Origin of the sequence: Shewanella sp. FDAARGOS_354 (assembly GCF_002209245.2) — a bacterium.
Taxonomy (GTDB): domain Bacteria; phylum Pseudomonadota; class Gammaproteobacteria; order Enterobacterales; family Shewanellaceae; genus Shewanella; species Shewanella xiamenensis.
The window spans coordinates 1,350,112-1,366,173 of the sequence record NZ_CP022089.2; the positions used below are offsets into that span (position 1 = coordinate 1,350,112).

The following is a 16,062-nucleotide window of genomic DNA, read 5'->3' on the forward strand; positions in this document are numbered from 1 at the left end:
GTAAAACAACAAGCAGTAACAATCGAGTTGTCACTGCTTGTTTGAGGCCATAGCTGGAAGACCGCTAACTTATACAACCAACTAGACCAATAGTGCATAGAAGCCGGCATAGGCTGAAAATATCAAGTTATCACCCTGCAAGTGTGCGGTTTTTAAACCATGTCCAGTTAATTCTTGCTGTAACTTAAGCCCTGCTAGCGACAACTGAGTCTCAGTGTCTAATAGGTTGAAGCAAACCAATAGCTTCTGTTCCCCAAGTTTACGCACAAACACCAATAACGGCTCTGGCGCATCGAGAAAGGCTATCTCCCCTTCAATCAAAATAGGATAACCTTTGCGCCATGCAAGGAACTGACGATAACCATGTAACATAGATGCGGGGTCTGCTTCTTGTACATCAACTGCCAGAGCTCGATGCTCGCTTGTCACTGGTAACCAAGGGGTTACTTGGCTAAAGCCTGCAAAATCTGCATGTTGCTCCCATGGCATGGGAGTACGGCAACCATCTCGCCCCTTAAACATCGGCCAGAAGGTTTTGCCGAAAGGGTCTTGTAACTCGTGAAATTCAATTGGCGCTTCGGTTAAGCCAAGCTCTTCCCCTTGATAACTACAGACACTACCACGCAGCGAACAAAGCATCGCATTAAGCATTTTCACCATATCGGGTATTTGCTTACCACGCCCCCAACGGCTCGCTACCCGCTGCACATCATGGTTACCGATTGCCCAGCAGGGCCAGCCATCGCCAATACTGCCTTCCAGCGCTTCTACCGTTTGGCGAATATAAGTGGCACTGTAGTCATCGGTCAGCAACTCAAAACTGTAAGCCATGTGTAACCGATCTTCGCCCTTGGTATAGGCAGCCATTACAGCGAGTGAGTCTTCAGCAGAAACTTCACCTAAGGTCACAGCGCCTGGATAACGATTGATAAGTTGGCGTAATTCTTCAATAAACTGAATCGTTTGTGGGCGATCGTTATTGTAATAATGGTACTGATAGGCATAGGGATTATCTTCACTAAATCCCCGCCCTTGGCGTTTATCCTTGGGTTTTGCCGGATTATCTCGAAGCTGCTCATCGTGATAACAGAAGGTAATGGCATCTAAGCGGAAACCATCGACACCCTTCTTCAGCCAAAACTCCACATTATCTAACACGGCTTGACGAACTTCAGGATTGTGGAAGTTTATGTCGGGTTGGCTGCGCAAAAAGTTGTGCAGATAATATTGTTGCCTGCGCGGTTCCCACTCCCAAGCGCAACCACCAAAGATCGCTAACCAATTATTGGGTGCGGTACCATCTTCCTTCGGATCCGCCCACACATACCAATCGGCCTTAGGATTGGTACGGTTCTCACGACTCTCGATAAACCACGCATGTTGATCCGAGGTATGGCTTAACACTTGGTCGATAATGACTTTAATACCGCGTTGATGGGCTTTTTCAATCAGCTCATCGAAATCCTGCATCGAACCGAATAAAGGATCGACCTCGCGATAATCACTAATATCGTAACCAAAGTCGGCCATAGGGGATTTAAAGAAGGGTGAAATCCAAATGGCATCCACATTCAGGCTGGCAATATAATCCAACTTAGTGATGATCCCGCGAAGATCGCCTACGCCATCACCATTGGTATCTAAAAGGCTGCGTGGATAGACTTGATAAATTACGGCGCCACGCCACCAGGTTAACTCACTCATAATGCCCCTTTATCCTTATTCTTCAGCGAGCTAACCCAAGAACTCACTAACAGGCAGTTACAGTAATGTTACTGCGGAGTAAAGGCGCTACGGCTTGTATTTGTGACAGCGAGCATACGTGAAGAAGGAAATAAGGTTCAATACACCTGCATACGTATGCAAAGGAGACAAGAGATACTAAGCTTCAATCAGGTAAGAATTTAATTTTTATTAACATAGAGTTACGCATATCCATTTATGATTTAGCTAATACATTTTTTATACAAAATCCGACTTTGATCCTGTCTTCAGCCTATTGAATACGTATGCACAATATTGTTACGTCAAGATTACCGGGAGTAGTATCTTCACCGTTGCATAACATTTTGGTCATAAACGCAGCACTTATGCAGTCAATTAAGCGCCGAAATACCAAAAAATGCCGTAAATACAATGCGGTAATAACGATAAAACGCTCTACATAAGCGGTTAAAAGCGACTTCAAGGGGAAGATAGAAATGATGCGATTTAAACCCAGCTTGCTGACCTTAGCACTTGTTGCTGCAGGCGCCAGTATGCACTCCTACGCAGCAGATGCGGTAACAGATAAAGATGTAAAAGCTAAAAAAGATGCAGAAATTGAAGTAATCCAAGTTAAAGGCTTCAGAACCAGTGTAATCAAATCGCTCAATGATAAACGTTTTGGCGATACCGTCGCTGAATCTATCTCTGCCGATGATCTCGGCGCTCTGCCCGACCAATCTATCGCCGATGCGTTAACCCGTTTACCAGGCGTCACCGCCGTTCGTACTGGCGGTCAAGCCAGTGGTCTGAACATCCGTGGTCTCGATGGCGATTTCGTGTTTGCTACTCTAAATGGTCATGAACAAGTCACCACTGGCGGTAAACGTGCCATTGAGTTTGACCAATATCCATCCGAATTAATCAGTCAAGCGGCTGTTTATAAATCCCCAAAAGCCTCGCTGATCGAAGGCGGTGTTGCTGGTACAGTTGAATTAAAAACCGCCGACCCGCTTAAAAGTGACAAAGACCAATCATTCAATATCAACACCCGTGGCAGTTTTAATGATCGTGCTGATGAAATCTCTGATGCAGAGCAATACGGCAATCGGTTAAGCCTTGCTTATCAAGGTAAATTCCTCGAAGACACCTTAGGGGTTGCAGTGGGTTATGCCCACCTGTATCAGCCTTACGTTGCGAGTCAGTTCATTGGTTTACGTTTTAATGATGATAAAAAAGACGTTAACGCTGACGGTATCAATGAAGCAATTAGCGAAGGTTTTGAACTACAACAAAAAGGCGGCGACGATACCCGTGATGGCTATATGGCTGCTATCCATTGGCAACCGACCGATAATCTGAGCCTGAAAGGCGATCTATTCCACTCTAAATTTACCTCAGAAAACTTTGCCCGTGGTTTCCGCGTTAAATCATTGAAAAATGGCACTATCAGTGATGCCGTTGTCGAAAATGGTTCTATGACAGGTGGTACTGTTTCTGTGGGGACCAATAGTACTGACGACTTTTCTATTTTCGTAATTAACGATAATGATTCTAAATACTCAGAACTCACCTCTGGCTCTTTAAACATTGAGTGGAATAACGGCGGTGCATTGACAGTTGCAGCCGATGTGAGCTATTCAAAAGCCGATGGTGAATTCGTTAACGGCGGCACCCGCGCCATAGTGTACGATGACATTGGTAATGAAGTACGCTCTGCAGAATCTGTTACGTATCAACTGAATGGCTTAAACCCTGCTGATGTCAGCTTTAGCAACGACTATACCGACACCACCACTCTGGGTCTAAAACAAGTGGGAATGTGGCCTTATAATCAGCAAAACGATCTGGTTGCCTACAAACTCGACTTTAACTATGCCTTAGACATGGGCGTTGTGTCTTCAGTTGATTTTGGTGTGCGCTATGCTGAGCGTGAGTTTAACGCTTAACGCTCAACGCTCACAAGCAGGCTACGGTTTTGAATATGATCCAAATCCAAATAACCAACCAGTTCTAACGCTCAACAGCGATATGGCTAAAGTGGTTGATTTTGGAGGAGAACTCTCAGGTTACCCAAGTTTCCTTGCTATTGACTTTAATAAAGCAATTGAGTTGGTCAATGCGCAACTCGCGGCAACAGGTCAATCACCTTTCACTCCAACGGCGAACTGGTCAAATAACTGGACCATGATCCAAAGCGGCGCGGTCAATGAAGATGTATTGGCAGGCTACGTGCAAGCTAACTTGGACTTTGATATCGCAGATATTAAGGTCACAGGTAACCTAGGTGTTCGTGTTGTTAATACCGATCAAAGCAGTACCGGCTTACAGCAAGTAGGTTATGGTTTAGGTGAAGCCATTACCGATGAACTGGGCGTTGTGAGCACGGATTATATCCGCAATGAAGTTGGCCAAACCTATACCGATTACCTGCCATCACTAAACTTAACCTTCCACCTGACTGAAAACGATCAACTACGTTTTGCTGCGGCATCAGTGATGTCACGTCCTCCGATTAACAAATTAAAGTCTGGTATGGGGTCTTGGTACGATAATGCCTCCACTGCTGGATATAAAAAGTACAATGCGTGGGGTAACACCAGTCCGTTATTAGATCCTTTCTATGCGGATCAATATGACTTGTCCTACGAGCACTACTTTGAAGAGTCTGAAGGTGCGGTTGTTGTGGCCTTGTTCTATAAAGATATTAAATCTTTCATTAACGATTTCACCATTCAACACTATGATTTTGAAGCGAATGGCTTTATCGTTCCCGATACCATTATCGATAATGGTGTTGAATTCCCAGTTGTAAAAAATGAAGGTCAATATCAAACAGCCATCAACAACGATAAAGGCGGCTATATCCGCGGTATCGAGTTAGGTTATACCCAAGTGTTTGATTTCCTACCATCACCGTTGGATGGCTTAGGCTTCACGGGTAGCTACTCTTACTCCGATAGTGAAGTGGAATTTACCACCGACTTAAGTGGTTCAAACCTGACCATTCCATTGCCAGGACTTTCAGAAGATGTGTTGAATACCACATTGTTCTACACCCTGGATGGCTTCGATACTCGAGTCAGCATGAGATATCGTAGTGGCTATGTTTCAGAACAAGTTGCTGTTGAATCTCAATTGGCATTCTTCGATGCGGAAACAGTTGTGGATTATCAGGCCTCTTACGCGCTGGATAACGGCCTTAAATTCCTATTCCAAATCAATAACCTCACTGATGAACCAAGCAAAACCTATTTTGGTGAAGAACATCAAACCGGGACGATTCAATACTTCGGTAGACAATATTTCCTTGGTTTAACCTACTCTCTGTAAGACAGAGTAAAAAAAGCCTGCTTCACACTGAAGCAGGCTTTTCATTTTTTATGTATAACAAAAGTGAGATGACACGCCGACATTCATTTCAAAAGTCACTCTTAAAACCTCACCCGATAAAAGGCCCATAGTATGATACGTCACAGTCTACTCTTCGCCCTTGTGTTAACCGCCTCTTCTCCCTTATATGCTCTAGCACAGGCCAGCCATAGCCCCGTCAGCAGTACAGCATCTTTGCATCTTGAGCCGCTCTCTTGGTGGGCGGGCATGCATAATCCTAAGTTGCAACTGATGCTCCACAGCGATGCACTGCCCGCGGATGCAACGCTGCTTAAGGTTGAGATAGCTGGCCAAGATGTGGTGTTTGAAGGGATTGAGCAGACGGATAATCCCCATTATTTGTTTATCAATTTAGATTTGCGCCAAGCCAAACCGCAGACCTTTGACATCCGCATTCTCGCTGGCGACAAGCAGCTCTTCCAACTGCCCTACACTTTAGCTGCGCGGGCTGATGGCAGCCGGGAGCGCCAAGGTTTTAGCAATAAAGATGTGATTTACCTTATTACCCCTGACCGATTCGCCAATGGCGACCCAAGCAATGATAATCAAGCCGATATGCTCGAGCATGCGGCGCCAGAAAATTCCGATGGTCGCCATGGCTGCGATATCGAAGGTATTCGCCGGCACTTAGATTACTTAGCCAAACTGGGCGTCACTCAGCTGTGGATCAACCCACTGCTTGAAAATAACCAAGCCCAATACTCCTATCATGGTTACGCCATTACTAATCTTTATCGGGTCGACCCGCGTTTTGGCAGCAATCAGGATTACCAAAGGTTAGTCACTGAGGCCAAACAACATGGCCTTGGAGTAATTAAAGACGTCGTGCTTAACCATATCGGCTCAAACCATTGGTGGCTAAGGATTTACCGAGCAGTGACTGGCTCAATTACCCGCAGCATCCCGATGCAAAAAACGCCACAACGTCTCCTGCGGCCAGTTCTACCAGCCCGAGCTTTACCAGTCATAGACGCACTACAGTTCAAGATCCCTACGCCGACACGCAGGATAAACAGGATTTTGTCGACGGTTGGTTTGTAGATTCGATGCCCGATCTCAATCAGCGCAACCCGAAGCTTGCCACTTATCTTATTCAAAACAGCATTTGGTGGGTGGAATACGCGGGGCTTTCGGGCATTCGCGAAGACACCTACTCCTACGCCGATAAAGCCTTTTTAGCCCAATGGTCAAAGGCCTTAATGGCAGAATACCCACATTTTAATATTGTCGGCGAAGAATGGACCGCCAATCCCATTACCGTCGCCTATTGGCAAAAAGGCAAAATCAATGCCGATGGCTATACCTCAGATTTGCCGAGCCTGATGGATTTTCCACTTTATGAAAAGCTGGTTGAAAGCCTCAACGAGCCCGAAGGTTGGGATACTGGTTTTATCAAGCTTTACGAGATGTTAGCTAATGATGTGGTGTATGCAAACCCAAGCCAGTTAGTCCTCTTTGAAGGCAACCACGATACCAATCGGATTTATAGTCTGCTTAAAGAAAACCTGCCGCTGTATCAAATGGCCCTCACCTATGTGTTAACGGCCAAACGCATTCCACAGCTGTTTTACGGTACCGAAGTGTTGATGACCAGCCCGACCGAAGGCCGCCACGACGGTGTAGTGCGTAGCGATTTTCCGGGTGGCTTTGCCAATAGCAAGGTCAACGGTTTTAGCGGTAAAGGGCTAAACGCAAAACAGCAGCAAGCACTTGCGTTTGTGCGCACCCTACTCAATTACCGTAAACATTCAGCCGTGCTGCAAACGGGCGATTTACTGCACTTTGTGCCGCAAAACGGCATTTATGTGCAATTTCGATGCGTCGCTAAACATGCCACAGCGGAAAATGCCAGCTACCAAGCCGATGCGGATAAAGTGATGGTGATTTACAACAAAAACGACCAAGCACAAACACTGGAGTTAAGCCGCTTTAGCAAGGTATTGGCAGGCAATAGCTCGGCAAATTCAGTCTTCACAGGGGATAAGTTCAAGCTGAATCAATCAGTTATTCTGCCGCATGCTGGCGTTATGCTGCTTGAACTCAATCATCAATAACCCATACTCAATGAAGCAGCTAAGCATGCTTAGCTAACAACGCGGCCAAACCATAGTTTGGCCGCCAAGTCAGTAAAGGAACATAGTTTGAATTTTCTATTATCTAACAGCAGCAAACGTCGCGCTTATCGCTGGCAACAGGGATTAAGCGTACTGGCCCTCAGCAGCATTAGCGCCTTTCACACCATGGCCGCACCAGTAATCACCACTCAAGCAACCGGGTTGGATTCAGTGGCGGCTAAAACCCTACCTGCCAATCTCAATGTGGCCGAAGGCGAAATCCTGTCAGCCCATCACAATGTCGAGCAAGAAAATAAGTACAAACCCGTTGTTTATCAGATTTTTACCCGACTCTATGGCAATAAAAACACCACCAATAAACCTTGGGGCACGATTAGCGAAAACGGTGTGGGTAAATTTAATGATATTGATGACACAGCGCTCAAAAGTATCAAAGACTTAGGTGTTACACATGTGTGGTATACGGGTGTGCCCCACCACGCTTTAATTGGCGATTACAGCGCGATTGGCGTCAGTAATGATGATCCCGATGTGGTTAAAGGCCGCGCAGGCTCGCCCTATGCGGTTAAAGATTATTACAACGTAAACCCCGATTTAGCCGTCGATCCCGCAAAGCGCCTACAGGAGTTTCAGGCACTTATCGAGCGCACCCACAAGCAAGGCTTAAAGGTGATTATCGATATAGTGCCCAACCATGTGGCGCGTAATTACTATTCCATCACTAAGCCCGAGGGCGTGCGCGATTTTGGTGAAGACGATAACCAAACCCTTGAATATGCAAAGCATAATAACTTTTACTATGTGATTGATAACAAGCAATCCTCTGGTTTTCAAGTGTCCGATTTGCCTGATAGCCTCAAACCGTTAGGCGGCGAATCGCATCCCCTAAGTGATGGTCAATTTGAAGAGATCCCCGCCAAATGGACGGGCAACGGCTCACGCCTTGCCAAGCCGGATATGAACGACTGGTATGAAACCGTTAAAATCAATTACGGTGTCCGCCCCGATGGCAGCCATGATTTCCCCGCACTGCCGCCCCGCTATGCCACCCTCGGCGCCGAGCAGCACTACGATTTCTGGCAACAACGAACCCGTGAATTACATAACTCTTGGATCAAGTTCAATCAAATTGCCCAGTATTGGTTAGCGATGGGAGTCGATGGATTTCGTTACGATATGGCCGAAATGGTGCCCGTCGAGTTTTGGAGCTATTTAAATAGTCATATAAAACATAGCCATCCCGAAGCCTTTATCTTAGCTGAGGTCTATAACCCAGCGATGTATCGCGACTATATTCAGCTCGGCAAAATGGATTACCTCTACGACAAGGTCGATCTTTACGACACCCTCAAAGCCATTATGGCAGGGCAAAAAAGTACCGCGCAGATCGCCGCAGATCAGGCCAAAGTGCAAGATATCGACTCGCATATGCTGCATTTTTTAGAAAACCACGACGAGCAGCGCATCGCTAATGCCGCCTTCTTAGGCGCCTTAACTGGTAACACCTCAACGGATGCGGTCGATCCCCGCTACGCCCTGCCCGCCATGGTGGTGTCAGCAACCTTAAGTACCTCACCTACCTTGATTTATTTTGGTCAAGAAGTAGGAGAAGCGGCGACGCAAAACCTAGGCTTTGGCCATGCTTCGCGCACCAGTATTTTTGATTATGCGGGCGTCCCCGCCCATCAGCGCTGGATGAATCAAGGTAAATTTGATGGCGGCCAATCTACTCCAGCAGAAGTCGCGCTGCGCACCTATTACCAAAAATTATTGAACCTCAGTACGGGGCAGAATGCGCCCGCGCTCTTAGGGCAATATGACTCGCTAGATGCTGCCAACCGTAGCGCGATGTCGGCAGCAAAGGCTAGCAATAAGACAAACAATGGCAGCGCAACGGGTTATGATGACTCAACCTTCGCTTTTGTCCGCTTTGAGGCCAATACCACCGTTAACAAAGGCAAAAAGCTGATTATTATCAGTAACTTTAGTCAAACCCAAGCCAAGTTATTTTCACTTAAACTGCCCCAATCTCTGATTGCGCAATGGCAGTTAACCGATGCAACCTATCAGCTTAAGGATTTACTGGAAGACCATACGGCGCAGTTAATCGTCGAACAAGGTGAAGGTCAAGTTCAGTTGCAACTTGCCCCTCTGTCCTCCGCGATATTTGAACTCGCCCATTAGCCAACTAGCGAAGTAAGATAAAAATCTTAGGTTAGCGCCAGAGTCACACACCGTTGTGACTCTGGCTTTTTTAAAACACACTAGCCTTAATCAGTTAAACAGCACAGAGGCAAACCATGTTACTCGGCATTCACCATGCAGCGATTATTTGCAGTGACTATCAAAAGTCCAAACATTTTTATGTGACTATTCTTGGCCTTAGCGTGCTGGCAGAGCATTATCGTGAGGCGCGTCAGTCCTACAAACTCGATTTACAACTGCCGGATATGAGCCAAATCGAGTTGTTTTCCTTCGACAATCCTCCCAAGCGCCCTAGCTATCCCGAAGCCTGCGGTCTTAGGCACCTTGCCTTTCGCGTCGCATCGATTGAAACCACGATCGAGCATCTTACGGCCCATGATATCGCCGTCGAACCCGTCCGCATCGACGAATACACAGGCAAAAAGTTCACCTTCTTTAGCGATCCCGACGGCTTACCCCTAGAGTTATATGAGCTATAACCTGAATCCTTACTGTATTAAAAATATAAATAAAACAGTGCACTAAAATAGTGGATTCACGCAACGAATAAGATGAATAAAGCTTAATTACGCCAAGGGAGTTTTAGCAGTAGACTCAATTCAGCGGCGCAGCACTAGCTCATCGTTTGACCAACAAATGGCACAGTAACAGGTCGGCGCTTACTAAACACTAATCACAGAGGAACTCGAAGTGTTTGATAATCCAGCTTTATTGTTATGGAGTTTAGTCTTTGGCCTCTTTGGTCTTGGCTTTTTCACCTACGGCAAACGCCAAGCCGCCCCCATCCCTCTGACCGTCGGCCTCACCCTGATGATTTACCCTTATTTTGTCACCAATCTCGCGCTACTTATCACCATCGGCATCGCCCTTATCGTACTCCCCTATTTTGTAAGAATATGATTTTTAAGTAGTAGAAATACTCAAAGCCAGAAATGCGATGAATAACTGGCAGGGTTAAAATAAAGCTGAGTGGTTGATAACTTCTTAAAAATTAAAACTGCTTTGCAGGTATTAGCTTATGGCGAGCCATGGCATTTGCTCATCGACACGGTGAATAGAAACCTAGGGTTTCTAAGCTTATGAACGAGAGCCATGGTCGTTCTCATGCGTCCCTGCATTGTACGACATTCAGGCGTCCTGCCTATCAGATGGCGAACTGGCCGTTAAACACGGATGTTGTTCAAGTCCATCCGTGGATGCTGGGCCGCCCCGTCTGATGTGAATGGATTCACGAATGCCGCGATGGCATGGATGCCAAAGAGCGGCCATGGGGCGGCCGTCTCGCTAATGGTAATCCCCCATTATCGATAAGAGTCGCGATGGGTTCCTTTGCCCTTATGTGGTTCATCGCCGACCAGACAAACAAAATAAGCAAAGTGTGGCCACAGACCACCGCTATCAGCTTGATCCTAATTACCTTAGCAGAGCCTTTTCGGCATTAAGGGATGAGTTAGGTCTGTGCGACCATTTAGAAATGAGCCAGCGCCCAACCTTCCACGAGATCCGCGCGCTATCTGCCAGATTGTTTTCTGATATGGGTGTTGACCCTCAAGGTCGGATGGCTCACACCGATGCCAAGTCCACCAAAATCTATGTGCGGGATCACCTGCAATGGACCGAAGTTCCACATGCTGAGATTAAATTCAGCCATTAATAAAACTAAGGCAAAGTACTAATTGGAAAAAGAATTTTTGAATTCCGTTAGTCCCCCATTAGTCCCCCGTTAGTCCACCCTTGCATAAACAAGCAGACACAAAAAAGCCCGCAACTGATTAAGATTGCAGGCTTTTTTGTTTATGAATTTGGTCGGTATGAGAGGATTCGAACCTCCGACCCCTGACACCCCATGACAGTGCGCTACCGGGCTGCGCTACATACCGAAATATTGTACTTAATAAAACTGTATGACGTCAGCTTAAGTACTTATTACTTAAGATGCTATCGAGTGGGGTTCACCTTAAGTGACGCAGACTTTAGCAATTGGTTTCAATCAACGCAAGTGCTTAGTGAAGTCTGTTTGATCAACTGCTTAGTTTCTGGCCTGAATGACTACATTTTCAAACTATTATACCTTTCAGTGTGCCTCATTCGGCATATGTGCACTTCGATATTGTTCAATTCGGTCCATCATATAAGGGAAAAAGGGGTTCCATTTTTGACGTAACATTTCTGAAGCAGGCACACTATAAACGCCTCGCTCACCACGGGAAGCGGCTGCGCCTATTTGTATGCGGGTTAGCTTCTCATTGCTTGACATGCCATATAGGCCATCATTTTCAGCAAAAGGTAACGCAACATGGGAGAGTGAATACACGCCCGCAGGCCAATAAAGCGGGAGGTGTTTAATCTGAGATAACGACTCATCCTGTGGCCTAAATCCAAATTCCCGAGCTTGAACCTGAGTCGTTTCGCTATTGATATTTTCAATCAGCGTGCCACGGTAATGAATGTTGTCAGAAGCTGTTGGTAACAAGGCGGGTAGTGGATCATTAGTCATTAACTTACTGTTGATAACGGTACGATTCATATCAAATAGCACTAATTCATGGCCCTTTTGCGGTAGCGTTTGATACAACAAACTCACAACAGCTGCGCTAGATACCGTTGCATCGGCAACAGATTGAAAGCTTAAAATCGATGGGATTTGTTCACGCTGCAAAGGCGTTAATCCGCTTAACAAACTCTGGTTACGTAACGCCAATTGGTAGACGACATCCCCGGCATTGACGGCAAAAGACATGTACTTGAAGGGATCGTATTCCATCTGAATACTATTCCATTGCAACTTATCTAAGTCGAGCAGGCGACCTATCCAACTTTGCCAGCGAGCCGCGGCCGCAATTGGAGCAAGCCCAATAGCTGGCGACATAAAAATCATCCCTGCATAATCGGGCGCTTTATCTTGATTAATCAGTTCAAGTTCATGGTTAAGTGCCACTGCGGCGCCCGTTGAAAAGCCAATAACGAATAACGGCTTACCTTTAAGCTCTTGTTTCATGTGCGCCGTTGCCAAATTAACTGCGGCGGCTAAGTCTTGCCAGTACAGGCTCGTCAAACCACTAGGAATGGTGCCATGGCCTGGGAGTCTTAATCCAAGTACATGGGCTTTGCCTTTAAAATGTGCTGCCACATTAGACATGGCATAGGGTGAATCTGACATACCATGGAGCAACAATACGCCAAAAGGCGCATTGGTTTTAGGCCATTCAAAACTGCGATTCCAGTTTTGTGGCCATCTCGCGGGATCGGCAAGGCTGTTTTTAACATAACGATTGACGGGCGATGCATCTGCCGCCGACACTTTTTTGAGTACTTTGTTATCAACCTCGGCAAAGAGCTTATCTTCTAAGGCAATGTAATCACGAAAGTTATCAAGTTTAGTGTTGTAGTGGAATTCGTGTTTTAACTCAGTCGTGTGCCAGAGGGACAGATCGGGTTTTGCATTGAGAAAATAGATTCCAGTCACTAATAAGGCAACAGCAATCCCTAAACAGCCATAAAAGGCAGCGAAAAATAAATGTTTAGTTGAGCCTATGATAATGGCTTTCATTGCTGCCCCATGATTCCGATAAAATACGCATGCAGATTATACGGTTAGATAAAAATAAACCTCAATATTCATATTTAAGATTTGTTTTGATGGCATTTTAGTTTCGGCGGTTTACTCTATTTAGGTTAATATCCGCTCTACTTTTATTCGATATTCGCAAATTTTACTTATTATGCATATTGGTCCAGCCACAGCGTCCTATGCGTTTTATCTCCCCAATCCCCCACTTATACCTGCATATTGGCATTGGGAGCAGGATAACGCGATAGCAGAACTCATCGCCTTAAACGGTAACCACTGGCGTAAGATCTTCACCATTATGGCCAAAATTTGCACCCCCAGTGAAGATTGGCGCAATTATCGCGACAACTTATTACTCAAAAAACACCAAATGCTCTTGATAGGTGCTAGTGCCCCATCGCCCCATGCCAATATTCATATTGTGTGTGGGCAAGCTGCCGCGAAGCCTTTGGGATTGAGTGCTGAGCAGTTCAATAAACCACTATCAAACCGGCAAACTGCCTATCAACCGCTGATGCATGCGTCACAGGGTAAGCTGCAAGATGTCACTGAAATAATGCAAACTTCCTCAGTACAGAAGAAACAAGTGCTACTCACGCCCTACTTAGATTACCGCCAATACTCTAATGCCCTGATTGCGCTTACGCGCTCGCATATACAAAACGTATCTGCTTGATAAAATTTCATAAAAAAGCACCCGGATAGGCCGAGTGCTTTAAAAGAAAACCTAGACAGCATTGCCTATGCCAAGGTTAGTGGTAAAAATCAGTCGTAGATGGTTGGAATGGGCTGGCGCTTATGTTGGGTGGCCTTATAGATATTGATAAGCTTCTCTTCGACAGCCTTATCAACGACTTTCCCTTCGAGGAAATCATCAATTTGCTCATAGGTCAGCCCGAGCGCGACTTCATCTTCGAGTAGCGGTTTGTTGTCCTCTAAATCCGCCGTTGGCGCTTTGTAAACTAATGACTCAGGAGCACCGAGATAGGCCGCTAATTGGCGCACTTGGCGTTTATTGAGGCCAAATAAAGGCGCGAGATCGCAGGCACCATCGCCCCATTTGGTATAAAAACCGGTAATGTTTTCGGCGCTATGATCGGTACCCACCACTAACCCGCCAACTAATCCCGCTAACTCATACTGGGCAATCATGCGCATCCGCGCTTTAACATTGCCCTTAACAAAATCCACTTTCGCCTCATCCGGCATACTCAGTCCCGCCTCAACAAACGCACTTAAGGTGGCTTGATGCACGCCATCAACACCTTGATGCACATTTACTGTAACTAATTTTGATGGCTGAATAAATTGGCACGCTTGCTGAGCTTCATGCTCATCTTTTTGAATTTGATAGGGTAAACGCACTGCAATAAACTGATAACCGCCCTCGGGATGTTCACTATTGAGGCTATCAACGGCCAACTGGCATAAACGCCCCGCCGTCGATGAATCCACACCTCCGCTGATCCCTAATACCAACGCCTTACTGCTGGCCTCTTTGAGCTTGGTTTTAATAAACGCCACGCGGCGCTGCACTTCAAACTCAGGCTCAATCGCCTTGAGTACCTTCATTTCTCTTAAGATCTGCGCTTTCACCGAAAATTCCACCTTAAATATTCGCTGTTATTGGGAGCGGTAAACCGCCTAACGTTATCATTTATTTGCGCCTAAAAACAACAAGGGCAATAACGGTTTGCCGCTATTGCCCTTATTAACTGAAACCTATGCTGGTTTATCTTTCCCAGTAAGATTCTTCTAAGCTGTCTTCACGCTCGGGTAACCCACGGGACAAACGCGGACTGTGCTGCGCTAATACCTCATAGGCCACGCGGTTAGCGTACTTACAAATTTGTGAGAAGGATGAATAACATAAGCCATCACGCTTATGCTTACTTGAGCCTGGCACGTTGGTCTTATGGAAGGTATTGGCCGCCAAGTCGTGCAATAACGCCGACAACGCGCCATCACCCGCACCATTGGTATTGCCTATTTTCTCCGGTCCACCCATGTAAGGGGAAATATGGGCATAGACTTTAATCGGATTTTCACAGTCACTCTTGAGCTTAGGACGTGAGAACTCATAACGGTTAAATTCAGGGATAGCACCTGGCAGCAGCGTATGAGTGGTCTCGCGCTTTTCGGCATCATCGGTATAACCTGCGGTATAAAGCCCGATTGGGCCAGCAGTGGTTAACACCATATCGCACCACTCGAGGGCTCTTTCGCTGGCAAGCAGCGGATCGCGAAACCCTGTTAACGCCTCGCCTTCATCTTCGTTCATCGCCAAAATGGTCACATGCTCTTGGATAAAGTTTTGCCACCAAACCGGATCTTCTTCAATCAAAAAGCGTGTGCCTAAGGTCAATACCACAGGGACTTCGGCTGCTTTGGCATATTCAATCGCACACATGGCCGCATCGGTGATCCTGTCGCCGCCGCTGGCACGCATTAAATAGGCGGTTAATACTAAGGCAGAGCTGCCCTGTACTACGTCTTTATCAATGTATTCTGGGGTTAACTTATCCATCGCCCCTTTACTGATTGCGAAGGTACGCTCACCGCAATCAGAAATCAGCGTAAAACAACGACCTATGGGGCCATCGACGGGTTGCAGGAAGTTAAGGTCTACTTTAGAGGAGGTGTTGCAAAGATAACGGTAGGCGTAACTGCCGACTTCGATATTTTGACTCATCACCCCAAACAACACAGAGCGGTCATCGGCCAAAATAGAATAATTGTGCACTGTGTTACCAATAGTGCCGCCCGCAAACTCATCGCTGATCAAACCGTTTTGTTTCAGCTCGGTATACAGGGCGTGCGCTTGCTCATCATTGATAAGCGTCGAATTACCCTTGGGTAAACCATAACGGCCGAGCAACTCATCCTCTACCTTGGCTTCAATATCCACTAAGGTTTGATCGATACCGCTGATATAAGTCGCAAAAGGTTGAGGTTGCTGCGTTAATTGCTCAAGCAATGGGTCACGGGTTTTGACCGGAAAATAATGTTTCGATTTGCGCTGACCGGGAAACTTCATAGTGGCTCTCTTTTCCTGGCATCCATGCTAATGGGCATTACAACGAGCGTTGGCTCATTGTGTCCTAAAAATAATGA

Annotated in this window: 9 protein-coding genes, 1 tRNA gene and 2 pseudogenes; 7 read left to right on the forward strand and 5 right to left on the reverse strand. The window is 46.3% G+C overall.

What is annotated here, in order from left to right; genetic code table 11:
• Positions 1-81 precede the first annotated feature (81 nt).
• Positions 82-1,704 carry an alpha-glucosidase gene (locus CEQ32_RS06130; RefSeq protein WP_088585704.1) on the reverse strand — a complete coding sequence of 541 codons (1,623 nt, stop codon included), beginning with the start codon at positions 1,702-1,704 and terminating at the stop codon, positions 82-84.
• Positions 1,705-2,201: 497 nt separating this feature from the next.
• Between CEQ32_RS06130 and CEQ32_RS06135 the strand changes: the two are divergent.
• From CEQ32_RS06135 to CEQ32_RS06160, 6 genes and pseudogenes are all read left to right on the forward strand, one after another.
• A pseudogene (locus CEQ32_RS06135) lies at positions 2,202-5,037 on the forward strand (TonB-dependent receptor).
• A 132-nt stretch (positions 5,038-5,169) separates the two neighbouring features.
• Positions 5,170-7,151, forward strand: a pseudogene (locus CEQ32_RS06140) (glycoside hydrolase family 13 protein).
• An 87-nt stretch (positions 7,152-7,238) separates the two neighbouring features.
• On the forward strand, positions 7,239-9,356 hold the full coding sequence (locus CEQ32_RS06145) for an alpha-amylase family protein (protein ID WP_088585705.1): 2,118 nt from the start codon (positions 7,239-7,241) through the stop codon (positions 9,354-9,356).
• A 116-nt stretch (positions 9,357-9,472) separates the two neighbouring features.
• A complete protein-coding gene (locus CEQ32_RS06150; RefSeq protein ID WP_088585706.1) occupies positions 9,473-9,856 on the forward strand; it encodes a VOC family protein in 384 nt (127 codons plus the stop codon).
• Between the two features lie 211 nt (positions 9,857-10,067).
• Positions 10,068-10,277, forward strand: coding sequence for a hypothetical protein (locus tag CEQ32_RS06155; RefSeq protein ID WP_088585707.1), 210 nt, complete (start codon positions 10,068-10,070; stop codon positions 10,275-10,277).
• A 478-nt stretch (positions 10,278-10,755) separates the two neighbouring features.
• A complete protein-coding gene (locus CEQ32_RS06160) occupies positions 10,756-11,031 on the forward strand; it encodes an integrase (RefSeq protein WP_082458947.1) in 276 nt (91 codons plus the stop codon).
• A 149-nt stretch (positions 11,032-11,180) separates the two neighbouring features.
• Here the strand turns inward: CEQ32_RS06160 and CEQ32_RS06165 are convergent.
• A tRNA-Pro gene (locus tag CEQ32_RS06165) sits at positions 11,181-11,257 on the reverse strand.
• Between the two features lie 194 nt (positions 11,258-11,451).
• Complete coding sequence (locus CEQ32_RS06170) at positions 11,452-12,927, reverse strand: alpha/beta hydrolase (RefSeq protein ID WP_088585708.1); 1,476 nt, start codon at positions 12,925-12,927, stop codon at positions 11,452-11,454.
• 172 nt (positions 12,928-13,099) lie between these two features.
• Here CEQ32_RS06170 and CEQ32_RS06175 point away from each other — a divergent pair, with 172 nt between their 5' ends.
• Entirely contained in the window at positions 13,100-13,624 is a 525-nt protein-coding gene (locus CEQ32_RS06175) for a DUF6942 family protein (RefSeq protein ID WP_088585709.1), read from the forward strand.
• An 89-nt stretch (positions 13,625-13,713) separates the two neighbouring features.
• On the opposite strand, the gene nadE is transcribed toward CEQ32_RS06175, so the two are convergent.
• Together nadE and CEQ32_RS06185 are read right to left on the reverse strand one after the other, a co-directional pair.
• On the reverse strand, positions 13,714-14,544 hold the full coding sequence (nadE, locus tag CEQ32_RS06180; RefSeq protein WP_088586953.1) for an ammonia-dependent NAD(+) synthetase: 831 nt from the start codon (positions 14,542-14,544) through the stop codon (positions 13,714-13,716).
• Between the two features lie 136 nt (positions 14,545-14,680).
• On the reverse strand, positions 14,681-15,985 hold the full coding sequence (locus tag CEQ32_RS06185) for an inosine/guanosine kinase (RefSeq protein ID WP_088585710.1): 1,305 nt from the start codon (positions 15,983-15,985) through the stop codon (positions 14,681-14,683).
• Positions 15,986-16,062 lie beyond the last annotated feature (77 nt).